The organism is Leptospira dzoumogneensis (assembly GCF_004770895.1).
Classification (GTDB): domain Bacteria; phylum Spirochaetota; class Leptospiria; order Leptospirales; family Leptospiraceae; genus Leptospira_B; species Leptospira_B dzoumogneensis.
Window position 1 is genome coordinate 723,721 of record NZ_RQHS01000005.1, and the last position, 24,035, is coordinate 747,755.

At 40.7% G+C, this 24,035-nt stretch carries 23 protein-coding genes; 15 read left to right on the forward strand and 8 right to left on the reverse strand.

Translation table 11 applies throughout. The features are described from left to right. From nuoL to EHR06_RS04845, 5 genes are all read left to right on the forward strand, one after another. Positions 1 to 1,932 carry an NADH-quinone oxidoreductase subunit L gene (nuoL, locus tag EHR06_RS04825; RefSeq protein ID WP_135755940.1) on the forward strand — a complete coding sequence of 644 codons (1,932 nt, stop codon included), beginning with the start codon at positions 1 to 3 and terminating at the stop codon, positions 1,930 to 1,932. After that, the gene (locus EHR06_RS04830; RefSeq protein WP_135755941.1) at positions 1,933 to 3,582 is read left to right on the forward strand and encodes a complex I subunit 4 family protein; all 1,650 of its coding nucleotides are present in this window, start codon (positions 1,933 to 1,935) and stop codon (positions 3,580 to 3,582) included. After that, positions 3,579 to 5,057: an NADH-quinone oxidoreductase subunit N gene (locus tag EHR06_RS04835; RefSeq protein ID WP_135755942.1), complete on the forward strand. Its 1,479-nt coding sequence runs from the start codon at positions 3,579 to 3,581 to the stop codon at positions 5,055 to 5,057. The genes EHR06_RS04830 and EHR06_RS04835 overlap by 4 nt, the downstream gene beginning before the upstream one ends. A gap of 1 nt (position 5,058) precedes the next feature. Beyond that, positions 5,059 to 5,571 (forward strand): SseB family protein, encoded by a 513-nt coding sequence (locus tag EHR06_RS04840; RefSeq protein WP_135755943.1) that lies wholly within the window; start codon positions 5,059 to 5,061, stop codon positions 5,569 to 5,571. Positions 5,572 to 5,667: 96 nt separating this feature from the next. After that, on the forward strand, positions 5,668 to 6,219 hold the full coding sequence (locus EHR06_RS04845; protein WP_244288493.1) for a hypothetical protein: 552 nt from the start codon (positions 5,668 to 5,670) through the stop codon (positions 6,217 to 6,219). Here EHR06_RS04845 and EHR06_RS04850 read toward each other — a convergent pair. Continuing rightward, positions 6,203 to 6,637 (reverse strand): MAPEG family protein, encoded by a 435-nt coding sequence (locus EHR06_RS04850; RefSeq protein ID WP_135755945.1) that lies wholly within the window; start codon positions 6,635 to 6,637, stop codon positions 6,203 to 6,205. The genes EHR06_RS04845 and EHR06_RS04850 overlap by 17 nt on opposite strands. A gap of 168 nt (positions 6,638 to 6,805) precedes the next feature. Between EHR06_RS04850 and EHR06_RS04855 the strand changes: the two genes are divergently transcribed. Then, complete coding sequence (locus EHR06_RS04855) at positions 6,806 to 10,642, forward strand: PAS domain S-box protein (RefSeq protein ID WP_135755946.1); 3,837 nt, start codon at positions 6,806 to 6,808, stop codon at positions 10,640 to 10,642. Positions 10,643 to 10,647: 5 nt separating this feature from the next. Here the strand turns inward: EHR06_RS04855 and EHR06_RS04860 are convergent, their stop codons facing one another. Genes EHR06_RS04860 through thiL form a run of 3 tightly spaced genes read right to left on the reverse strand, consistent with a single transcriptional unit; the run spans position 10,648 to position 14,119 of the window. Beyond that, positions 10,648 to 11,811, reverse strand: a complete 1,164-nt coding sequence (locus EHR06_RS04860; RefSeq protein ID WP_135755947.1) for a DUF418 domain-containing protein — start codon at positions 11,809 to 11,811, stop codon at positions 10,648 to 10,650. Positions 11,812 to 11,820: 9 nt separating this feature from the next. Then, on the reverse strand, positions 11,821 to 13,149 hold the full coding sequence (locus EHR06_RS04865; RefSeq protein WP_135755948.1) for an MFS transporter: 1,329 nt from the start codon (positions 13,147 to 13,149) through the stop codon (positions 11,821 to 11,823). 49 nt (positions 13,150 to 13,198) lie between these two features. Then, complete coding sequence (gene thiL / locus EHR06_RS04870; RefSeq protein ID WP_135755949.1) at positions 13,199 to 14,119, reverse strand: thiamine-phosphate kinase; 921 nt, start codon at positions 14,117 to 14,119, stop codon at positions 13,199 to 13,201. A gap of 58 nt (positions 14,120 to 14,177) precedes the next feature. Between thiL and EHR06_RS04875 the strand changes: the two genes are divergently transcribed. Next, positions 14,178 to 14,822 carry a YceI family protein gene (locus EHR06_RS04875; protein ID WP_135755950.1) on the forward strand — a complete coding sequence of 215 codons (645 nt, stop codon included), beginning with the start codon at positions 14,178 to 14,180 and terminating at the stop codon, positions 14,820 to 14,822. Positions 14,823 to 14,892: 70 nt separating this feature from the next. Here the strand turns inward: EHR06_RS04875 and EHR06_RS04880 are convergent, their stop codons facing one another. The 3 genes from EHR06_RS04880 to EHR06_RS04890 all read right to left on the reverse strand — a co-directional run bounded on the left by EHR06_RS04880 (position 14,893) and on the right by EHR06_RS04890 (position 17,065). Further along, positions 14,893 to 15,567: a hypothetical protein gene (locus EHR06_RS04880; RefSeq protein ID WP_135755951.1), complete on the reverse strand. Its 675-nt coding sequence runs from the start codon at positions 15,565 to 15,567 to the stop codon at positions 14,893 to 14,895. A gap of 96 nt (positions 15,568 to 15,663) precedes the next feature. Beyond that, a complete protein-coding gene (locus tag EHR06_RS04885) occupies positions 15,664 to 16,245 on the reverse strand; it encodes a hypothetical protein (protein WP_244288494.1) in 582 nt (193 codons plus the stop codon). Between the two features lie 127 nt (positions 16,246 to 16,372). Further along, positions 16,373 to 17,065: a hypothetical protein gene (locus EHR06_RS04890; protein WP_135755952.1), complete on the reverse strand. Its 693-nt coding sequence runs from the start codon at positions 17,063 to 17,065 to the stop codon at positions 16,373 to 16,375. Positions 17,066 to 17,209: 144 nt separating this feature from the next. Here EHR06_RS04890 and EHR06_RS04895 point away from each other — a divergent pair, with 144 nt between their 5' ends. The 8 genes from EHR06_RS04895 (at position 17,210) to mpl17 (ending at position 23,510) form a co-directional block, all read left to right on the forward strand. Beyond that, on the forward strand, positions 17,210 to 17,977 hold the full coding sequence (locus EHR06_RS04895) for an LA_0442/LA_0875 N-terminal domain-containing protein (protein WP_244288495.1): 768 nt from the start codon (positions 17,210 to 17,212) through the stop codon (positions 17,975 to 17,977). Positions 17,978 to 18,044: 67 nt separating this feature from the next. Further along, positions 18,045 to 18,494 (forward strand): 50S ribosomal protein L13, encoded by a 450-nt coding sequence (gene rplM / locus EHR06_RS04900; RefSeq protein ID WP_135755954.1) that lies wholly within the window; start codon positions 18,045 to 18,047, stop codon positions 18,492 to 18,494. 13 nt (positions 18,495 to 18,507) lie between these two features. Then, a complete protein-coding gene (gene rpsI / locus EHR06_RS04905) occupies positions 18,508 to 18,906 on the forward strand; it encodes a 30S ribosomal protein S9 (RefSeq protein ID WP_135586262.1) in 399 nt (132 codons plus the stop codon). An 83-nt stretch (positions 18,907 to 18,989) separates the two neighbouring features. Then, positions 18,990 to 21,749: an alanine--tRNA ligase gene (gene alaS, locus EHR06_RS04910; protein WP_135755955.1), complete on the forward strand. Its 2,760-nt coding sequence runs from the start codon at positions 18,990 to 18,992 to the stop codon at positions 21,747 to 21,749. Between the two features lies 1 nt (position 21,750). Continuing rightward, positions 21,751 to 22,245, forward strand: a complete 495-nt coding sequence (locus EHR06_RS04915; RefSeq protein ID WP_135755956.1) for a YajQ family cyclic di-GMP-binding protein — start codon at positions 21,751 to 21,753, stop codon at positions 22,243 to 22,245. 95 nt (positions 22,246 to 22,340) lie between these two features. After that, positions 22,341 to 22,643 carry a type II toxin-antitoxin system HigB family toxin gene (locus EHR06_RS04920; protein ID WP_135755957.1) on the forward strand — a complete coding sequence of 101 codons (303 nt, stop codon included), beginning with the start codon at positions 22,341 to 22,343 and terminating at the stop codon, positions 22,641 to 22,643. Between the two features lie 23 nt (positions 22,644 to 22,666). Further along, positions 22,667 to 23,050 carry a helix-turn-helix domain-containing protein gene (locus EHR06_RS04925; protein ID WP_208757739.1) on the forward strand — a complete coding sequence of 128 codons (384 nt, stop codon included), beginning with the start codon at positions 22,667 to 22,669 and terminating at the stop codon, positions 23,048 to 23,050. 64 nt (positions 23,051 to 23,114) lie between these two features. Beyond that, complete coding sequence (gene mpl17, locus EHR06_RS04930) at positions 23,115 to 23,510, forward strand: cell surface protein MPL17 (RefSeq protein WP_135755958.1); 396 nt, start codon at positions 23,115 to 23,117, stop codon at positions 23,508 to 23,510. 103 nt (positions 23,511 to 23,613) lie between these two features. Here the strand turns inward: mpl17 and EHR06_RS04935 are convergent, their stop codons facing one another. Further along, positions 23,614 to 24,033: a lipoprotein gene (locus EHR06_RS04935; protein WP_135755959.1), complete on the reverse strand. Its 420-nt coding sequence runs from the start codon at positions 24,031 to 24,033 to the stop codon at positions 23,614 to 23,616. Positions 24,034 to 24,035: the final 2 nt, after the last annotated feature.

Below are 24,035 nucleotides of genomic sequence, written 5' to 3' on the forward strand. Positions count from 1 at the left end.
ATGAGTTGGGAAATCCTTATATCCGTTCTGGCTTTTTCTCCTCTTCTTGGGTCCGTATTAAACGCATTATTCGGAAGATATTGGAAAGGTCTCTCGGGGCCGATCGGGACCTCATTGTCTTTCGTATCCTTTGCTGCGAGTGTATTCGCTTATCTGCAATTCCATCCTTTGGAAAGACAAGATGCTCAGATTATAACTCTATTCAATTGGGTAGATGTCGGGAATTTCAAAGTGGATCTCGCATACCAAGTAGATCAACTTTCACTTTTTATGGCACTGATCATCACAGGGATCGGAAGTTTGATCCATCTTTATTCCATCGGATACATGAAAGGGAATCCTGGGATCGGAAGATTTTTTTCTTATCTGAACTTATTCGTATTCTTTATGCTCCATTTGGTTTTAGCGGAAAACCTGGTGGTCCTATTTTTCGGCTGGGAAGGTGTAGGACTTTGTTCTTATCTTCTGATCGGATTTGATACTCATAAGGAGAACGCTGCACAAGCAAGTATTAAAGCTTTTGTTACCAATAGGATCGCCGACTTGGCGATGATAGGAGGGATCGCGCTTACTTATTGGCTGGCAGGTTCCGTTTCCTTTATTACAATTTCTGAATCTTTGCCTCAGGCAAAGTTTTTACTGAACGCTCTTCCTTTTGTGGCGATCTGCTTCTTTATAGGTGCAATGGGTAAGTCCGCTCAGTTCCCGTTCCATGTTTGGCTGCCGGATGCGATGGCTGGTCCGACTCCGGTTTCCGCTTTGATCCACGCTGCAACGATGGTGACTGCAGGATTATTCCTGATCGCAAGATTGAATTTTATTTTTATTTTAGTTCCTAAGGTCGGCTTTTGGATCGTTTGTATCGGAACATTCACTGCATTTTTTGCAGCGACCATTGGTGTTTATCAGAACGATATTAAAAAAGTTTTAGCGTATTCCACTGTTTCTCAGTTAGGCTATATGTTTGTGGCGATGGGAACCGGTGCTTATGTGGCGGGGCTTTTCCATTTACTAACTCATGCATTCTTTAAGGCACTATTGTTCTTGGGTTCCGGCTCAGTGATCCATGGATTATCCGATGAGCAGGATTTAAGAAGAATGGGAGGACTCAAGTCCCAGATGAAGATCACTTGGTGGACCTTCCTTTTGGGAACCCTGGCGATTGTAGGAGCTCCACCATTCAGCGGATTTTTCTCTAAGGATCTTATCCTCGAGAAAGCGTTCTATTTTCATCCTGTATTCTTTGGAATGGGGATCGCTACCGCGTTCTTAACCACATTCTATATGTTCCGCTTAACGTTCTTGGCGTTTACCGGTAAATCCAGGGTTTCTAACCATGTACATCCTCATGAATCTCCTTGGACTATGACTGTGCCATTGGTGATCTTGGCATTAGGTGCGGCATTCTCCGGATATTTACTCATTCCTGAATCCTTAGGAGGAGGAATTGATTTCTTAGAGAAATACTTCTCTCCTGTTTTTGCAAAAGGGTTACTGTACTATTCTCAGCAAAAAGGTGCTTTGGAAGCTCATCATTTAAGCCATGAGTTGGAACTCCTACTAGCTGGACTTTCTTTAGGAGCAATCTTGCTTGGAGTAGGGGTCTATTGGTTCTTCTTCGGTAAAAAGGAGAAGTTACCATTGGATGAGTCCTCTTATACAGGTTGGAGAATTCTTCCTGCAAATAAGTACTTCATAGATGAAATTTTCAAAAACGTTTTGATCGGGCCGATCTCCGCTCTATCCGAATTTTTATCCGAAGTTGTAGAGAAACGTTTGATCGATAGAGTTTTGACCGGAACCGGAAAATTTTCCGGAGGCGTTGCCTCGATACTTCGCAGGGTCCAAACAGGAACCGTGGTAGATTACGCTTTTCTAATCGTCTTAGGGACCGTTTTGATCTTGTCCGTATTCTTATGGAGGGGAATCTAAGTGCCCCAGTACTATTTAAGCATTCTATTATTTTTGCCTGTTTTAGGGATCCCTTTCTTATTCTTTTCTAAAAACGAAAAATGGATAAGACTTTGGTCTTCGATCGTAACTCTTGGAGTGTGTGCGATGACCATGCCTCTCTTTTTGGAATTCTTGAAAGGAGACAGCGGTTTTCAATTTACGCACCATATCTGGAACTTTCTGAAATTACAGTCAGGAGGTTTGGATTATCATATAGCGATAGACGGATTCTCCTTATTGCTCGTAGCGATGTCCGCACTTCTATTCTTTCTTTCCGCCTTATCCGCTTTTTCTAATGTAAAGCATAGGGTCAGGGAATTTTTTATACTTCTTCTTTTAGTAGAAACAGGAGTGATCGGAGTATTTCTTTCAGTCAACCTGATACAATTTTACGTTTTCTGGGAATGGATGGTCCTACCTTTCACATTGATGGTAGGGATCTGGGGGGAAAAAGGAAGAATTAAGGCTGCGATGAAATATCTGGTATTCTCATTTACCGGATCCGTTTTCATGCTCGCGAGTATTTTAGTTTTATATCATTACACTCACACATTCGATCTGGAAGAATTGGCAGTAGTATCTCTGAATTCTATTCCTGCGAATATTAAGTTTTGGTTATTCGTAGGATTCAGTTTCGCATTCGCGATCAAGGTGCCTCTATTTCCTTTCCATACTTGGATGCCTGATGTTCACGAAGAAGCTCCAACTGTAGGTTCCGTGGACTTGGCGGGGATTCTATTGAAGATCGGACTATTCGCCTATGTTAGAGTAGTGATCCCGATTTTCCCTCAGGTATTTTTGGAATATCGTAATCTACTTACCGCTCTTGCTGTTGCAGGGATCGTTTACGGGGCTCTGGTCGCTTTAACTCAGAAAAACAGTAAACGCCTGGTTGCATTCTCTTCTCTTTCTCATATGGGATTCTGTATTTTAGGGATCTTAACACTTACCGAAGAAGGTGTGGCGGGCGGAATGCTCCAAATGGTGAATCATGGATTCACTTCGGGACTTTTGTTCTTTATATTAGGATTTTTACATGAACGAACAGGAAGTAATGAGTTAAAGGATTATTCAGGCCTTGCTAAATCAGCTCCATTCTTGGCAGTTGCGATCGGCCTGGCCGCTTTTGCGAGTGCCGGTCTTCCAGGTACAAACGGATTCGTGGGAGAATTTTTAGTTCTGATCGGAACTTTTAAATACAGTCTTCTGTATGGATTCTTGGCAGGAACTGCAGTCATCTTTGCTGCAGGGTATATGTTGTATTTTGCTCGAAACTTACTATTCGGAGAGCCGAATTCATTATCTTCCGGTTTGACCCCTTTAAATGCGCGGGAGAAGTTTATAATCTCTATAGTTGCAGGAATTATAATATTAACCGGGATTTTCCCCAATATTCTACTAACGTATTTGAAACCAAGTGCGAGAGTAGTATTGAACCTGACTTCTAAACAAGCACTGCAAGAAAGAGCCTTTTTGGAACAGGAAGGTACTCTGAAAAACACTAAAAAGAAATTTATAAATTATAGGACCTTGGGTGCCGAGCCTCCTAGTTATGAGGATAGGATCAGTTCCGGAAGAGGAGCAGGGATCCCAGGCAAAAAGACGGTATCTCAAGAGGCGGAAGAATGAATTTAATTCCAAATTCCAACGATCTAATTTCTATACTTCCGATCCTGGTACTTTCCGGAGGAGGGATCTTATTACTTGGATTGCAGTTCTTTTTCCAAGGATTCGAATTTAGGATCGTAAGATTCACTTCCGGTTTGGTTTTGATCGCCGCATTCTTCTCCTTATTCGTTTCTCAATCGAATCCCGGGTTAGGATCCTATTTTTCAGGACATTATGAGATTTCCACCATCGGCTTTTGGTTCGGGGCATTATACCTGATTGCAGCATTCTGTACTGTTCTTGCTTCCCCGAGAGTATTAGAACAACATAATATGGAATTTCCTGAATTCTATCCTCTTCTTCTTTTCTCAGTGGTAGGGATGTTCCTAATGACTTCCGGAACGGATACGGTTACCATCTTTGTCGGCCTCGAATTAATGTCCGTATGTTTGTATGTTCTGGTAGGAATGGCAAGAAGTGATGTTTATTCTTTAGAAGCCAGCTTGAAGTATTTTCTTTTAGGAAGTTTTTCCACAGGATTTTTCCTATTCGGAATGGCGTTCTTATTCGGAGGATCAGGCACAACTCATCTACAGGATTCGTTAAAACCTTTGCTCAGTTCAGGATTCGATTCCAATTTTACTAAGATCGGATTATTACTTCTATTGACCGGGATCTCATTCAAGATCGCATTATTCCCTTATCATTCTTGGACTCCGGATGCGTACGAAGGCGCCTTAACTCCGGTTACCGGATTTATGGCTACAGCTTCTAAGTCCGCTTCTATGGGATTATTGCTGGTTGTATTTTCAAAACTTCCTATTTCCAATTCAGGCGGAGAATGGACTTGGATCATGGGAATTTTAGCTTTGATGTCCATGACTTACGGGAACTTCGTAGCTTTAAAGCAGACAAGTTTAAAAAGAGTTTTGGCATATTCTTCCATTGCTCATGCAGGCTATGTGGTCGCGGGGATCTCCTTAGGCGGGAAAGAAGAAGCGTTATTCTACCTGATCGTATATTCTTTCATGAGTTTAGGAGCATTTGCTATTCTTTCTTTCTTGGAAGAAGGCAATCGCCACGTAACGTATGAATCTATCGCCGGACTCGCAAAGTCCAGACCTTGGACGAGCTTCACACTATTGATATTCTTCCTATCTTTAGCTGGAATTCCTCCTTTGGGTGGATTCTGGGCGAAATTATTCCTATTCCAAAAGATCGCAGAAGGAACGGATCAGATCTCAAGATTATTGCTCATCGGAGGGATTGCAAACTCCGCATTAGCATTATATTATTATGTTAAGGTGGGGATACTTGCCTATATGAGCTCTGAAGAAGGAGAAATTTCTAAATTAGATCCTCCTAAAGCAAGTTACGGAGTTCTGTTCGTATCCGCAATTTCTTTGGCGGCAGTGTTAGTCGGGTGGTATTTTATCCAGCCTAAGGATTTGAATAGTCTCAAGTTCGCAAATAAATCTGCAGAATTACAAAAGTAAGATGTCCGGTTTTAAAAACTTACTCTCTTCAGTTAAAGAATATTTTGAGCCTATTCCCAAGTTCGATGGAGAGAATGCGAAGTTCAGAGAGGCAATCTATCTTTATTCCAAAAATCGTTCCGAGAAAAACTTAGAAAAACTTTCCGCCGAACTTACCAAGGCTTACTTTCTGATCCCTCATGCCGGCGCGGATGCGGCTCCTAAAAAGGTAAAACCCAAGAAAAAAGCGGCCGCTAAAAAAAAGAAGAAGACTCCTCCTAAAAAAGGGCCTGAACCTATCATATTATTATACGTAAGCGATGAACGCGGCAGGGTATTCTTACCTGCATTCTCACATCCTTCCGAAGCGATCCGTTATTTTAAAAAAGAAACTGCTCTTGTTCCTATCACTGCCAGAGAATTGTGGGCCTTAGGTCTGCAGAACAAAGGGGTTTCCGGGGTTGCTATCGATCCTGGCTCTACGTTATGGTTGCTCTCCAGAGATCATTTGGAATTATTGCAAAAAGAAAAATAATCCTTCTTTTTTATCGAACTCGATCCCATGTGTTCTTCTTTTCGAATATATATTTTTAATTTTCTTCTTTTATCCGTTTTGTTCACGAACTGTATTTTGGTTTCCAGATCCGAACTTTCTTCTCCTTCCGCCTTAAACGAGGGAAAAGTATTAAAACATTATAAAAAAGCTTCTATTAAAGTGATCTATATTCCTGAAAAGGATGATCACGCATATAATTTGGAAGAGGAAGAGCAAAAGAATAGGGAAGAAACTTGGACCAATCTTTTAGTTTCCGCGTATGAGGATTCAGGATTGTTCAAAGAGGTAAGTACTTCCTCCGATGGAGATCTTAAGGTCCAGATTAAGATCGTGGAATCCCAAGCCGAAGACAGGGGAATGGATTATACATTTTCCAAAGGCTGGGGCTTTCGTCCATATAGAGAAGAGGGCTCTTTCGCTATGAGCACTGACTATTATAATTCTAAAGGTGAACTTTTAGGTTCGGTAGACTTAACCGAAAAATACGATTACTATTATCAGATTTTCTTTATATTCCTCATGCCTTTTTATTCTCCGGGCGGAGAATACGAAAGATTAGGACGTTTTATGGGACTAAAAACTTTGGATAGGGCTCTATCTAAGGAAATTTTTATCCCCAAAAAATGATCTTCAGATATTGTCTGAAGTAGTTCACCCAGATCCCGAACAAGATCAAATTGCTCGAAGCAAAAATGATCAATCTATGAATAACGTTATTATATGTGAGATGGATCAAACTATGTGCGAACCTGAATCCCACATAGATCCAAGCCAGTTTAAAATTTAAAGGATCAATCGAGTTAGTTAGATATTGTATCAGGCAGATCAGATAGAATAAGAGCGGCATTTCCAATAAGTTCATGTAATTCCGATTTGGAATAGTTACCCAATGAGGGACGTTTTTGGATTCTCCGAATTTAAAATCATCGACGATCACTTTTCCGATAAATCCTGCGTATAAGCGACGTATCGGGATCTGTAATAAAACGAAAAAAGTCAATAGAGCTAACGCTCCGATCGGAAGAAGCCAATATTCTTTTTGCATTTCTAAACCTTTGGATCGAAAAGAATTTTATATGAAATACTTTTGCTTTTAATCTGCAAGCAAAAGACACAGAATTTCAAAATCTTCCATTTCTATTTTCATTGACTCCTAGGGCTTTTTGAATAATCTATAGGCCCTTTATCTTCGTCTTATAACCTTATATTGAAAATGCAAGAATCCCTGGAAAAGTTAGTCTATCACTGGATACAAAACGATTGGGAAGTTTTCCAGTTCATTCAAACCGAAGGTTTGGATGGTGTTTGGGTTTTGGATCTTTCGGATAGAAATAGATTTTGGATCAATCCAAAGCTCAAATCTGTTCTTGGATTTTCGGGATCCGACTCCGATCTTTCTTCCGTTCATTGGAAGGATCTATTCTTTAAAAAAGATCATGAGCTGATTGATCCTCAAATAGATAAGATCCAAGGATCAACAACTCTTTCCATTCGTTATAAGACACTCTCCGGTGCGGAACTCGAGACGGATACTAAACTTAAAATCCTAAAGAACGGGTCCGGCGATCAAATTTGTATCGGAGGAATTAAGATCATCCAAGGATCGGAGATCCATTCCTTAAAAAAAGAATTAGATTTTCTTTTTCTGATAAATACTCTTCCGGATCTGGTTGGCTATTGGGATTCCAATTTGATCAATCGATTGGCGAATGACGCCTATCAAGAATGGTTCGGGATAGAGACGAAAAAGATAGTAGGTCAGCATATAAGGACGGTTTTAGGCGATCAGTTATTCGAATTAAATTATCCTTATATACAAGGCGCTTTAAAAGGAGAAACGCAGTTATTTGAAAGAAGGGTACCTTCTCCTGACGGGCAGCATTCCAGATATACATTAACAAAATATATACCTGACTTCAGGGATGGAAAGGTAGTAGGATTTTCGGTAATCGTTAACGATATTTCTGAGATCCGAAATGCGGAGCTCGCTAATCTTCGTCTGGCAAAAATTGTGGAGTCTTCCGACGACGCGATTATCGGCAAAGACTTGGATGGTAGTATTATATCTTGGAATCATGGGGCGGAGAAAATTTTCGGTTATAGTTCTGCGGAAATGATAGGAGCTAAATTTGATCTATTGGTTCCGGACGAATCCAAACCTTTAGAATCCAGGATCAATCTTAAGATCAAATCTGAAAAAGAGAACCTCCAGTTTGAATCGGTTCGAAAGGCAAAAGACGGTCATTGGATCGAAATGTCCATCACGCTCTCTCCTATGTTCGATTCCTCGGGAAAGATGACAGGTTCAGCGGAGATCGCAAGAGATATTGGCGAAAGAAAAAGAATGGAAAGTTCTTTTAGAAGCGCATTCGAATATTCTGCGATCGGAATGGCCATCTTAGATCCGCAGGGAAGATGGATGCAAGTGAATGGAAATCTGATTAAGTTACTTGGATACGATTGGGAAGAATTGTCCAAGCTTACTTTTAAGGACATAACTTACGAGGAGGATCTTGGAAAAGATCTTCAGTTGTTATCGGAGACTTTGGACGGTAAAAGGTCAGGTTATCATTTAGAAAAACGTTATATTAAAAAGGACGGAGAGATCGTATGGGCCCTTCTTTCCGTGGCATTGGTCCGAGATGCAGACGGGAGACCCAACCATTTTATCTCCCAGATCATGGACATAGACGAGATCAAAAAGGCCGAGGAACAATTACGTCATGCAAAAGAACTTCTGGAACAGACGAATAAGCTGGTAAGGATCGGTGTCTGGGATCTGGATCTAAAGAACAATAACGAAACCTGGTCGGGTGTTACAAGGGAAATGTTCGAAGTTCCTTCCGATTTTGAACCTAGTAAAAGAGGAACATTAAGATTCGTTAAAGAAGGAGAAAATCGAGACAAAACTTTCGAAGCAATCTCTAAGCTTATAAAAGATGGTGAACCTTACGATCTAGAAATCCAGTTGGTCACGGCAAAAGGGAACGAACTTTGGGTCAGGATCGTAGGGAGCGCGGAATTCGAGAATAAAGAATGTGTCCGGATTTACGGAGCATTCTACGATATTGATAAAAGAAAGAAGGCGGAACTGGAATTGTTCCGAGAAAAATCCAGGCTTTCCGCATTCGTTGAACATGCTCCAGCCGCAGTCGCTATGTTTGATGAGGAGATCAAATATGTAGCAGTCAGTGAAAGATGGTTAACCGAATATCAGATACCCGGAAAAAATATAGTAGGTCTCTCTCATTACGAAGTATTTCCGAATGTTTCTAAAGAATGGAAGGAAATACATCAGAGATGTTTATCCGGAGAAGTTTTAAAGAATGATGAAGATGTATGGAGACCCGAGGGTTGGGACCATGACCAATATCTTCGCTGGGAAGTAAGGCCTTGGTACCAGTTGGACGGTTCTATAGGCGGGATCATGATGTTCACCCAGGACATCACTGAAAGTTGTCTGCAAAGAGAAGAATTAAAAAAAGCAAAGCTGGCCGCCGAACAGGCGAATAAGGCAAAATCCGATTTCTTGGCAAATATGAGCCATGAGATCAGAACTCCTTTGAATGGGATCATAGGGTTCTCCGATCTACTCCTGAGAACTTCCATGGATTCCACTCAGCATCAATATATGATGACCGTATTTCAGTCCGCCGAGTCATTGCTGGATATTATCAATGATATATTAGATTTTTCTAAAATTGAAGCGGGGAAGCTGGAATTATCCTACGAAAAAACGAATCTTTTGGAACTTTGCAGTCAGATCGTAAATACGATCAAGTTCCAAGCCCAAAAAAAAGGATTAGAAGTAATAGTAAATGTCGCCTGGGACGTACCCCGTTTCGTAAAAGCGGATAGTATAAGGCTTAGACAGATCATAGTGAACCTGTTCAGTAACTCGGTAAAGTTTACCGAACAAGGTGAGATAGAATTTAAGATAGAACTTATTAAAAAAATATCGGAAACAGAAGGAGAGTTTAGGTTCTCCGTAAGAGATACAGGTATCGGGATCGCACCCGACGCGAAGGACAAAATATTCGAAGCATTTACTCAAGGAGATGTATCTACCACGCGCAGGTTCGGAGGGACCGGTTTAGGGCTCGCAATCTCCAATAAACTTTTATCTATAATGGGCAGCGGTCTCCAACTGAAAAGTGAATTAGGAAAAGGAAGCACATTCTATTTCGATCTTAAACTGAATATTTCCGAAACTGTGGGAGAAGATTGGATCAGACTTCGTTCGATCAGGAAGGTTTTGGTCGCAGACAAGGATCAAGAAAACGTAAAATTGATCGGAGAAATGTTGTCCATGCAAAATATTCCTGCGGACTTTTCCAAAAACGGAGAGGAGATGCTACAAACATTATCCAGCGGTAATAGATATGATATCATTCTGATGGATTCCGAAATGCCGGAAGGAGACGGCCTTGAGTTAGTTCGAAAAGTAAGAGAAGATCTAAAGATCAGAAGCGAGGATCAACCGATCGTATTGATCGTAAATCCGGAAGAAGGAGAGCTAGTCACCGAGAAGTCCAGAAAGCTTGGAGTCCAAGAAGTGATCTCTAAACCGATCCATATGCAAAAACTATTCGATATTCTCGCTAGAAATCAGATCTTTAAAGAACCATTCGAATTCCCTTTGAATAGAAGAGACCAAGAAGGAGCTACTATTCACAAAACTGCTACTGTTTTGATCGCAGAAGATAACTCGGTAAATATGATGCTCGCAAAAAGTATCGTCAAAAGGATCCTCCCCAAGGCAAAATGTATAGAGGCGCTGACTGGAAAAGAGGCAGTCGATAAATTTAGAGAGATCAACCCCGATCTGATCTTTATGGATATACAAATGCCGGAGATGAACGGTTACGAGGCTGCTAAGGCGATCCGTATATTAGAAAAAGACGGGCATAGGGTTCCTATCATTGCGGTAACTGCAGGTATCGTTTCCGGTGAAAGAGAAAGATGTTTAGAAGCAGGCATGGATGATTATATCAGTAAGCCTGCGGTAAAAGCGGATTTTGCCCGGATTATATTCCGCTGGATGAGTTGATCGTACTAAACTATTTTGATCTTCTTCCAATAGGTCCAGGATCTTAAGATCCATTCCATCGGGCCTAAAGAAAAGTTACTCTTCCAAATTAGAGAAAATGCTCCCCAAAAAATCCAAATAGGAACGGTTAAAAGTAGAACAATATAACTACCTATTTGATCGAAATAACCCAGTCCCCAGCCGCAAAAGATCCAGGTGCAAACCAAGGATTCACCCAAATAACAGGTTAAAGAGAATTTTCCCATCGTCTCGAACCAAATTCTGTCTGCAAAACTTCTTCCTGAATGATAATAATTTCCTAGTAAATACACATAACAGAATGTGAGTGCAGGTGCGCTGAAAGTATCCGAGATCGCGTACAGTATCTTTAAGAATACGTTCGGATTTTCAGGAAGAATGTGGCGGGAATGTAATGTATATACAAGATTCCCTAAAATACCTAGAACTAAGGCCCAAGGAAAAATTTTTTTAAATCCGGGTTTTGTTTTTTCCCAATCGGTAAAGATCGAATTTTTAGCGGCGTAAAATCCGAGTGCAAACATAGAAAGAACGGTAGGCCATTGATAAAATACCAGAAATGGAATGGAAAGAATGGTATCCTTAGTTCTCTGCAAATTACTTTCCCAGAACCCGCCTAAATACGCCTTCCTGCTTTCTTCCAATAGGCGGGGAAGGTTTGCCTCTAACTGGGATTTGAATTCTACTTCTGCCAAACTCATACCTATTCTGCAAAATACGGCAACTGTCAGACAAACTAGGGAAAGTTTAAATAACCAAGAAGAAGTCCTGTTCCTTAAGAACCAGAGCAAAGCGCCTAAAATCGCATAAGAAAGAAGGATATCCCCGATGAATAAAAAGATCCCATGAAGAAGTCCTAATATTCCTAAACCGAATATTCTTCTGAAATATCTGGATCTGGAATTTGTTTCCGGATTATTCTCTAATTGGATAAAAAATCCGTAACCGAATAAAAAGGAGAACAACACGTAAAATTTAGATTCAAAAAAGAATGCCACGATCCAAGAAGCTATCGAATCCAAAAGAGTGGAATTTTCTCCTAAGGAAGCGACCAGATACATAGGTTTAGAAAAGTAGGGCAGGTTGACTACGAGTATCCCTAATAGTGCAAATCCTCTTAAAAAGTCTATGAAACCTATCCTATCTTTCATGTTCGTACCTTAATGTTTAGGTTTCCAGTTCCAAGTGAATGCAAGCAGGGCTATGGCTAAGATCGCGGACGAGAATATTATAAATATAGAATATTCCCAGCGAAACCAGGAATATGTACTCATCCATCCTAATCCTTTGGAAAGTGCAGTCCTTCCTAAATAACCGAATAAACCTATAAATCCTGCGGCAGTCCCGACCGCTTTTTTAGAAGTAAAATCCAGTCCGGCAACTCCTAATAACATGACAGGTGGATAAATAAAAAATCCGACCACGCCGAATAGTGTAAGATCCGCCCATAAATATCCGGAAGGAATAAGTAATATCCCGAATAATGCGAATAAGATTGGGACCATACATACCAAGCTGACTAATCCTCTTTTTCCTCCCACTTTGTCGGAATACCAACCGACTAGTAAGGTAGAGCCTATTCCGGCGAATTCGTAGATTAGAGTGCTGATCCCTCCTTTTTCTAAACTCGCTCCTTTTGCGAATTTTAAATAAGAAGGCCCCCAATCAGTCAGGCTGTACCGGACTATATAAACGAAAAAGTTGGCTATTGCAAAAACCCAGATATACTTATTTAGAAGCACCAGATCTATAAAAATTTCCTTAAAGCTGAGTTCTCTTTCCGATTCGGAAACTTTTGCGGAATCAGTTTCGGTTCCCGAATACTCTTCGATGGAAGGAAGTCCAACGGATTGAGGTGTGTCTAATAATCTGAAATACAAATAGACCGCGGTTAAAAATGAAAGGGCGGCAGGAATATAAAATGCGTTTCTCCATCCGAACCAAGAAGCGCTATAAGCTGCGATCACTCCTACAAGCCCGCCCCCTACATTATGTGCAATGTTCCAAACCGCAAATTTTTCCCCTCTTTCTTTGACGGAGAACCAGTGGCCTAAGGATCTCCCGCAAGGTGGCCAGCCCATTCCTTGGAACAGGCCGTTTAGTCCCCATAAAACAAAATGTGTTTGGTAATCGGAAGAAGCGCCGAAACATATATTACAAATTCCTGTTAGAACTAAACCCAGCGGCATGAAGATCTTAGGGTTACTTCTGTCCGATAAGGCCCCCATCAGGAATTTTCCGATCCCATAGGAGATTGCGGTGATCGCTAAAATATTTCCGATCTGTTCTTGTGAATAAGAGAGTGCCTGACCTATTTCTTTGGAAACTACCGGGAAATTGTTCCGAACGGTGTAAAAGACGGAATATCCCAAAAAAGTGGCTTCTAAAATTCTCCATCTGAACTTTGGATAAAGAGTTTTGACTTCCGACTCGGGGCGTAATGGTTTAGAAGGGCTGGGTAGGATCCAGGAAAGCAGGCCGTTTATCATCGATCAGGAAGAATGATCGTATATTGTAGGACGCACAAGTAGAATTTGATCAGAAATGTCTAAATCCGGATTCTTTAGGAGAGTAAAATTTTCCTTCGTAGGAATATCTTACATGAGGAGATTCACCTTCTTCTAAGGAAAAAACATTTCCTATCTTTCGGATGGATATTCCTTCCCAAGAAGTAGGCAATTCTTCGGGAGATAAAAATAGAAGTTCTAATTCTTCTCCGGATATTAAAACTCCTTCTATCCCGATTGCTTCTTTAACCCCGTTCTCAAACGGTAATTTGTCCAAATCCAATTCTATCCTGACACCGGAAGATCTAGCTAATTTGAATACGTCCTGTTTAAGTCCGTCAGTCAGATCCATTCCGGCATGTATTCTGTTTTTTGAATATAGAGAACGGCTTAAGTTCAGTCTGGATTTAGGTCTTAAATGTCTATCCAAAGCGATCTTTTTGACTTCCGGAGAAAGGGAAATATGGGCGCCTTCTAATATTTTATAACCTAAAAGAGAAGCACCTATATGACCGCTCAAATATACATTGTCCCCGGGTTTTCCTCCCTTTCTGTCTACAGGAGAAGTCGATTTTCCTAATAGAGTTAAAGTTAAGTTTAACTCTTGGGTCCTATAAGTGTCTCCACCGCAGAGTTCTATCTCGTAAGAACTTAACGCTTTCTTAAATGAGTCTATGAACGGTTCTAAAAATTCCTTTCGATTACAGGAAGGAGAAAGTCCAAAATTGAAAAATGCCTTCTGAGGAGTCCCGTTAGCCGCTGCTATGTCCGATACGTTAACTTCTACCAATTTGTTTGCCAAATCTTCGGGACGACTCCAGTCCAAACGGAAATGAGTTCCTTCGGCTATCGTATCTGTTGTGATCAAGTTTCCTTCTTTGTCCGAGTAACAGTCGTTTTCCTGTTCTTTTCCGGGAGGATATAAGTAGGAGATGAGTTCTTCTTCGTTCAAGCGCTTTCCAATATCTAAAAATCTTGACTTTGTTCTATTTCAACCCTAGTATAAGGCCATGAAATCACGTATAAATTCTTTTTATCAATTCGCACTGATTTTTTCAGTATTCTCTCTTGCTGGAAGTTTGCAATTCAATTCGTTATCTGCAGAGTCTTCCTGCAAATATTCCGTGAGCCAAGAGGCAACCGGCCTTGAGTGGAAAGCTTTTAAATTCACCGAAAAAACCGGAGTGGGTGGAAAATTTACCAAGGTAAGTATTGCCGGAGCTAAATCTTCGGCTAATGTTCCGGATGCATTAAAAGGTTTAAAATTCTCTATCGATCCTTTGGATCTGGACAGCGGAAATGCGGAAAGAGATCCTAAGATCAAGGGGGCTTTTTTCGGAAATCTGAAAAAGAGCGGAAAGATAGAAGGATCGGTATCTTCTGCAAAACTAGATGCTGATGGAAAATCCGGAACTGGTGTGGTTAAGCTTCATTGGAACGGAGTGAGCAAAGACGTTCCTTTACAGTTCACTTTAACTGGAGAAGTTTTAGAAGCAAAAGGTTCTTTAGATGTAAATCATTGGAATGCAGGAAAGGCTTTAACCGCATTAAACACAGTTTGTAGCGATCTTCATAAAAGCAAAGATGGTAAATCCGTTCTTTGGCCGGATGTGGAAATTACTATTAAATCCACATTAAAGAAAGATTGTAAATAGAACTTGAGATGCGGAGAGGCGCATTCGGTCTTCTCCGCATTCTATTAGAAATTTAGGATATTCTTATCCTTCAGCCGCCCCCGCCGGAGGTGTCCGGCCTATAACAAATACAAAGTATCCTTAAAGCTTGATCACAGGTTGGAGCTTGTACATTAAACCAGGTATCTACCGTAGAAAGAAGCGGGCTTCCAGCGTATCCACCGTAAGCTGTAGTATTATCAATCCCATCGTTACATGTGCCGCCAGAGGCATAATTTCCACTTACATCACTATAGGTCCAGAAATTGGTGCTGCCTAAGCCTCCAGCTTCTAATGTCACATGCAGATCCAAGGTGAAAAAAGAAGCTAGATCGTCCGCGAGTATAGTGCCCGTAGGCCCCCCTCTCATCGGTATATTAGTAGGAATATCTGCATATAAAGATGTTAAATTATTAGCATATACTAGGCTTGTAGACACCAATGCAGCAGTGCTTTCGCATCCCACATCCAATATTGGAGCGAAAGGACGTTCTTGTTTACAAATAGTCGATAAGCTGGAGTCCAGGTTGCCCGCGCCAAAAATAGATAAGTTTCCACCATAAGGAACACTGGTGGAATATACATAGATTCCGGAGGGAGCAGAGAAGAGGCTTAGCAGGCTTGCAACGGGACTACAGCTTCTATCCTGGTCCGAGCAGATTTTGTCGGAAATACAACCGTTAGATAGAACACAAAAAAATAAAATGGTAAGAGTTCGAAACTTCATCCAACCAAGGATAAAATTGTATTAATCCATAAGCAAGAAATTATATCTTCTATTCTATGCTAGACCGAAACTCCCTCGGGCGATATCCTTATATTATTAATAACAAATACAAATAATCGGATGAGATTCTGAACATGAGGGAGCCGCTGTTAAGGGCCAGTTTGTAGTAACGTCCGTAGGAGATCCAATTGCACCTGCGGCTCCAGTATCCGTTCCTGCAATACAATTGTCCGCAGAGTTATTAAGACCTCCCGAACTAGAAAATGTCCAAAATGTTTGGGATGTGACACCGGCTTGTTCGAAGGTTAAGAGTAATCCACCAAACAGATTTGACCAAGAGTTAGCGATTATCTCTCCTCTTGCTCCTCTCACGGGATAGCTTCCATTATTCGGGACACCATAGAGTCCTGAAAAATTTGCAAGATAGGTGGAAGAAGAAGAGGAAACTAAAGGAAGGACATTCATACAACTTGGATTAATGATGGATGCAAATAAACGATTTACGGTGCAGATATTATGAAGGCTATCTTCGAAAGTGGATCCGTAGGTTGCTAAGTTTCCTTGGTAGCTGGTTTGAGTTGAATATAAATATATCCCTTGAGGAGCGGAGATCATGGAATATATCTGTTCCTGGATGCTGCAATTTTTGTCATTATCAGAACAAACTTTCGAGCTCATACAAGCGTTCGAGGAAAGAATTAAAAAGAAGAAGGATAACTGGATAAAAAATTTCACCGCACGATTAAAAACCAAACGTATCCTTTTGGCAAGAAATTTCTGGCTAAAATGAGGAAATGAAAAGGTCTCAATAACAAATACATAGGACTTTCCTGTACATATCGCATGTATCGACGTCAAAAAGCCCAGTCCAATCATTATTTAAAGAGTTCGGATCTCCTTTAACTCCAGTATTTCCGTTGTCAAAAAATTGTCCGTTTCCGCAACTATCGGAGGCGGTATATACCCCTTCGCCGGTAAAGGTCCAAAATAGTTCTGACGTAACTCCTGCTTGGTTCATGGAAAGGAGCGGGGGAGTAGAAAATGTGGTGAGGAGATTCCATTGGCTATATATCAATTCTCCTCTGGCTCCTCGAACCGGCAAGGTCCCATCCAGGGAAAAATCGGTTGTATAAGTACTGATACCGGAACTGTCAGAATGAGTAAACGGAAGAATATTGCTGCAATTCGAAATGATCTGAGCGAACGATCTCGCTTCGTAACAAATATTCATCATACTGAGCTGCAGGTTTGATCCGTATGCAGCCAAATTTCCTTGGTAGGATCTTTGAGTGGAATACAAATAAATCCCAGGAGGAACGGAGATATAAGAATATAAAATTTCGTTAAAATTGCAACTTCTGTCCTCTGAGGAGCAGGTTTTGGCGTTGATACAAGCGTTTGAGTGAAAATATAAGAAGAAGAATAACGGCGCAAAAAATTTCACAACACAATTCAAGACCGAATGGTTAGTGTTCACAAGAAATAATTGTCCCTGCATTGCAGATACAACACTCCTGAAAAGAGTTGTACAAAGTCCAAGGAATCCCCCATTCCCACTTGACTAAATTATCTAAAAGTATTTTATTCTGCCAAGATGCGTCCAAACCTTAAAGTCCGTTCTATAATTTTTTTCCTACTGGCAATGGTTCTAACTCCAAGTCTTTTATTTGCTGATCAGACAATTCTTCTCCGCAAAGGAGGCAAAGTAATCGGTAATGTAGTAGGCCAAAACGAGAAGACGATCACTGTTCAATCGGAAACCGGTAAACAGACCATCAACAAAAGAGATATATTAAAAATTATTTATAAAGATATCACAAGAGAAGAAGAGAACCGCATCCGTAAAGAAGAAGAAAAGAAGGTCCAGGAAAACCCTCAAGTAGTGGAGGAACCTGTCCCGATCCTCCCGCCTCCTGCTTCTACAGAACCTAACAGAAGCAGATGGAGTGCGGTATGGCGTTCCGCAATTCTACCTGGCTGGGGACAATGGTATACTGATAATAAGCTGGAAGCAAAGATCACAGGCGGAGCATTCTTAGTCAGCCTGGGATACGCAGGGTATTCCAGATCCGAAGCAGAATCTGCAAAAAGCAAATATGATGATGCTGTCTCTAAAAGTAGCACCAATGGAGCTTATATTTACGGCGGTGGAATTGCAAACTTCTACCTTCTCACAGTAGTTCCTGGAGCAAGGGCGGATTATGATAGTTCAGTCCATGCTTATAATACTTCCGTGTATGTATTGGGCGGAGTGTATCTGGCTCAATTGGTCCGTACATATTTCCTGGGAAAATCTTGGGAGCGGGGGACTTCTGCCAATCCGGTAGCCTGGACGGTCGTACCTAAGCCGGATTGGTCCGCCGGAAGAATGGGATGGGGCGCTGAAGCAAGTTTTAGCCTTGGTTTTTAGTAATTTTGTCCGTATTTCCTTGACCCCTTAGGTCGGTACGCGAAATTGGCCAATACAGGACATACCCATGCCAATCGTATCTAAACCGCATAGAACTCCTTCCTTAAAAAAGGAACAAGCTAATAAAGCTTGGTACGTAGTCGACGCTGAAGGTAAAACCTTAGGTCGTCTCGCTTCGGAGATCGCTACTAGACTCCGCGGTAAACATAAGCCTACTTTTACTCCCAACGTTGATTGTGGAGATAATATCATAGTTATCAATGCTGCTAAGGTAGCTGTGACTGGAAATAAAGAGACTCAAAAAGAATATTTCCATCACTCTCGTTATCCAGGTGGTATGACAGCTACTACTCTCCAAAGTATGAGAGTAAAACATCCTGAAAAAATCCTGTATGAAGCAGTAAAAGGTATGCTTCCTAAAAGCAAACTCGGTGCTGAAATGTTAACTCATTTCAGAATTTTCCCAGGAACCGAGCATAATCTCGGCGCTCAAAAGCCGATCAAACTGGAACTCTAGGAGATATTAGAATATGGCAAGCGCCAAGGAAATCTGGGCAGTAGGTCGTCGTAAAAACGCAATCGCCCGCGTAAAATTAAAAGAAGGTTCCGGTAAAATTGTAATCAATGATAGAGATTACAAAGATTATCTGCAAAACAGCCGCTCTAATATTAAAGAAGCTATCACTGCTTTAACTCTGATGAATGTTACCGAAAAGTTCGATCTTAAGGTAAACGTTTCCGGAGGAGGGATCATCGGACAAGTCGGAGCGATCCGTCATGCACTTGCAAGAGTGATCTGTCGTTATAATCCCGAGTTCAGAGCTACTGTTAAAAAAGAAGGCCTTCTGACTCGTGACCCACGTATGGTGGAACGTAAGAAATACGGTCTACACAAAGCACGTAGAGGAACTCAGTTCTCTAAACGTTAATCTACGCTTTTTAGATCTTTTTTTGGGAATGCCTGAAGTTCTTGCCATCAAGACCTCGGGCATTTTCTGTTTTTAGGGGTATCATGAATTTTAAAAAAGTTTCCGAAGTCCGCAAAATCTTTTTGGATTATTTTAAGGAGAAGGGCCACACAGTAGTTCCTTCATCCTCTCTGTTGCCTGCGGGAGATCCTACACTTCTATTCACTACTGCGGGAATGGTCCAGTTCAAACCTTTATTCACCGGTGCAGTAGAACTTCCTTATACAAGAGCGACTTCCGCACAAAAATGTCTTAGAACTACCGACCTGGAGAATGTCGGTAAAACGGAAAGGCACTGTACATTCTTCGAAATGCTCGGGAATTTCAGCTTCGGAGATTATTTTAAAGAAGAAGCTATCGAATACGCATTGGACTGTTCCGTAAATCATCTTGGATTTCCTAAAGAAAAGATCTGGATCACAGTATTCGAAAATGATGATGAAGCGGAGAAGATCTGGATCTCCAAAGGTATTCCTAAAGACAGGATCACTCGCCTGGGCAAAAAAGATAATTTCTGGGGACCTGCAGGAGACAGCGGCGCTTGTGGACCTTGTTCGGAGTTATACTTGGACAGAGGACCTGAAAAAGCTTTTCCCGATTGTGGAGTTAAATACGAGTGTAAGCCTGGCTGCGATTGCGATCGTTTTTTAGAATTTTGGAATATAGTATTTAACCAGTTCAACCAAGACACGGAAGGAAATCTTCATCCTTTGAAACAAACCGGTATCGATACTGGTTCCGGCTTGGAGAGAGTGGCTTTACTTTTACAAGGAGTTGATTCCGTTTATGATACGGATGAGCTTAGAGGAATTATCTCAGAAGTAGAAAAAATCTCGGGTAAAACTTATAACGAATCCACTAAAGTCCCTTTTAGAGTAATTACCGATCATATTCGTTCCGTATTATTCACAGTATCCGACGGGATCTATCCTGATAGAACAGGAAGAGGATATGTTATACGTCGTTTGATCCGTAGAGCGGTATTATTCGCCAGAAAATTGGATCTAAGAGAACCTTTCTTATACAAACTGGCGAAATCAGTATGCAATATTTATAAAGAAAGATATCCAGATCTAGAAAAACATATCTCCTCCGTAGAAAGAACACTTCTTGCGGAAGAGGAATTATTCCTCAAAACATTAGAGATCGGTTTGGAAAAGATAGAAGTTCTTGTTTCCAAAACTAAATCCGAAGGTTCCAGCACATTCTCCGGAAAAGACAGTTTCTTACTTTATGGAACTTACGGTTTTCCAGCGGAGATGACGGAAGAGATCGTAGCGGAGCATGGACTTTCTTTTGATCGTAAAGGATTCGAAGATGAATTGGAGAAGGACAGGCAATCCTCTCGAGAGACCTGGAAAGCAAACAAAGTTTCCTTATTCACTGGGATCAAAACCGATAAGACACAATTTCTGGGATACGATGCCTTAGAAACGGAGTCGGATCTTAAATTTATATTCTTAGATAATAAACAAACATCGGAACTCAAGGAAGGAGATTCCGGAGTATTGGTATTTTCTTCCAGCCCATTCTACCCGGAAGGTGGAGGACAGGTGGGAGATATTGGATTTATTCGAAAAGGACAATCCGTCTTTAAGGTTTTAGATACCCAAAAAGAAAATGATATCATTCTTCATATCGGGACCGTTCTTTCCGGAAGTTTTGCAGCCGGAGACAAGGCAAAATTAGAAGTGGAGAAGGAAAGAAGAGAAAGACTCAAATTCCATCACTCCGGAACTCACTTGCTCAACGGCGCTCTCAGGAATCTTCTCGGAAATCATGTTCTTCAAAAAGGATCCATCGTTTCTCCTGAATATCTGCGTTTCGACTTCTCTCATCCAAGTCCTTTAAGTGTAGAAGAAATTCGTAATATAGAATCCTGGGTGAACGAAAGTATCGGCCGTCATATCGCCGTCGAAACTAAGGTGCTTCCTATAGAAGAAGCTAAGAAGACCGGAGCGGTCGCTGCATTCGACGAAAAATACGGAGACAGTGTAAGAGTTCTTCAGATGGGAGATCGTTCCCTGGAATTCTGCGGTGGAACCCACGTAGGAAATACCGGAGATATAGGTTACTTCTTCATTAAAAAAGAATCCAGCCCAGGTGCCGGAAACAGAAGGATAGAAGCAGTGGCAGGCCCACTGGTTGTGGAAACCTTCCAAAACAGATTTGCGGAATTAACGGAATTCGTCCAAAATCTAAATCTTAAGATCAAAGATGAGTTAGGCGCAGAAGGGGCTTCCCTTTCCATCAAAACTGTAATTCCGGGACCGGATGAGATCAGATCTTTGTTTGAGTCCAAAGGTGCGGATGCAGTAGTTTCTCTCAGAGATCTTTCCGAAAAACTATCCGTTGAATTGGAAGAAACACAATCCAAGTTCTTAAAAGAGAAAAAGAATAAAGAATCAAAAGATTTTGAGAATAATCCGGATATAATTGCGAAAGTATTCGAAAATCCTAAAGTGATTGGATCTGTTAAAATTGTTTCTGCGATATTTGAGTCCAAAGATGCAAAGGCATTAAAAGGACTTTCCGATAATATCAAAGTCAGAGAGAAAGAAATAGTGGCCATTCTTGCCAGTAAAAATGCGGAAGACGCAAGTATAGTGATCACTTGTTCTTCTTCTTTGGTTGGAAAGATACATTGTGGAGAACTCGTAAAAACTGCCTGTGAAATTTTAGGCGGGAAGGGCGGCGGAAAACCGGACATGGCACAAGGCGGAGGAAAGGAAGTTTCCAAAGTAGAAGAAGCAGTCAGATCCGCATTAGAAAAAGCAAGTTCCAGTTTGAACGGGGGAAAATAAAATGAGCGATCCATCATTCGATGTTGTTTCCGAAATAGATAGACCTGAATTACAGAATGCGGTCACCCAAGCGATCGCAGAGATCAAGAACAGATTCGATTTTAAAGGTTCCAAGTCGGAGATCAAACTGGAAGAAGAGAACCTGACTCTCACATCGGATAACGAAGCTAAGTTGGAAAGTGTGATCGATGTTCTCATCAATAAGATGGCTAAAAGAGGACTCGGTCTCAAGTCTTTTGATTTTAAATCCAAATTGGAACCTGCTACGGGTAATACTGTTCGTATGAAAGTGAAAATACGGAACGGTCTCGAAAAAGAACAAACAAAAGAGATCACTAAGATCGTGAAAGATTCTAAACTGAAAGTGATCCCTACTATCATGGGAAATTGTGTTAGGATCCAAGGTAAGAAGAAGGATGATCTTCAGGAGATCATGAGACTCCTAAAATCTGCCGATCTTCCTTTTGATGTTCAATTCCAAAATTTTAAGGGTTAATCAACTACTTCTCCGGTAATCAATATTCCGGAAGAAGTCTCTGATTTCTGGGTTTTTTAGTTCCAATTTTTGGAACCTTCTGGTATAGTATTCTTATGCGAAGGAATAGGATTATCTCCAGGTCTACATTGGTCGAATTCTGGAAAAAACATCCTAAAGCAAAAGATCCCTTATCTGCTTGGTATGAAGAAGCCAAAAAATCTTTTTGGACCGAGCCTAAGATCATCAAAGAAAGATATAGGTCTGCGGATTTTCTTCCAGGCAACCGTGTGGTATTCAATATTGGTGGGAACAACTATCGGATTATCGTAAAAATAGAATATAAGTTTGGTGGAGTTTTTATTCGATTCGTCGGAACTCATTCCGAATACGATAAGATAAATGCAGAAACTATTTAGCTCGCAGGCAAAGGAGTTTTATTATGACAACGATGATCAACGTACAACCTGTAATCACTAAAACCGATCATAAACTCGCCCTAAAACGGATCGAAACCTTAATGGACAAGGGAAATAAAACAAGATTCGACGAGATCGAATTGGAAACACTTTTCGTTTTAGTCAGCAATTACGAAGAAAAACATATTCAGATATTTCCTCCGGATCCTATCGACGCTATTCTATTTAGAATGGAACAACAGGGTCTTACCCAGGGAGATATTGCTAAAATTTTAGGTTCCAAACAGAGGGCCTCCGAGTATTTGAATAAAAAGATCCCTCTTTCTATAGAAGCGATCCGAAAGCTGAATGATTCTCTGGGTATTTCAGGTGATATTTTGATCCAAAAATATACTACAAAAGGATAAACGGATTTTTTATTTTCAAGCGGCTTGACAAAACCTTTCGAAACGACAAGGGTCTAATTTAAGTATGAAACATTTTATATTTCTCGCAATTATTTCACTTTTTCTGATCTCAGGACTCTCTGCAGAAGAAGAAAATCCGATCAAGTTCAAGATAGAAAAGTCCTCTTCTTCCGGTTATCTTTTGAAAGTAGTTTACCCTGAAAATTTCGGAGTCCAAAAAGAAGCTCCACATAGAATTTTACTCAATCCAGGATCCGGATTAAAAGTAGTTTCCGCAGATCTAAAACTGAAAGGTAAAACTTCTACCCGTAAAAAAGAATATTTCGAATCAGTGGAACCTATGCAGGTAAAACTAGAAGGAAAGGGTGAATTGGAAATTCACGCTAAAATTTTTTACTGCGATTATAACAGAAATATCTGCATCCCTGGAAAGATATTACAAAAAGAAACTATACAATAATTGAATAGTTCGATTTAAAAAAGAAAAAGCGGCCAAGAGCCGCTTTTTTTATGTGAATCTGTTTTTAGATTTGTTTGTAGGAATTCCTACATTTCGCTTTAAATTACTTTTTAATTTCTATCTTCAGATCCGGTTGAGATACATGAAATAAATAATATGTTTTTCCGTTGATCGGCTTGGAAACTTTTACGAATTTACCTTTTGAATCCACTAACTCTTTTAGGAATTTACGATCGGTTGGGCGAAATGAGTCTCCCTTCTCCGCTATAAAAAGATTTAAGGCTCTTTTTTTGGCCAGATCCAATGCTTCGTTTTCGTTCCCGTCCAAGGAAGACACAACAACTTGGTAAGTGGATGAACTGATAAAACCTTCGGTAGCTTTGACGAACTGGTCGTCCTCGGTTGGAGCGGATTCTTCCACTACATTTTTAGGAGTTTCTTTTTTAGGTTCTTCCGTTTGAGGAGTTTTACATACGGAGATAAAAGAAACAATTAGTAATGCAAAAATGGTTTTTGTATACATGA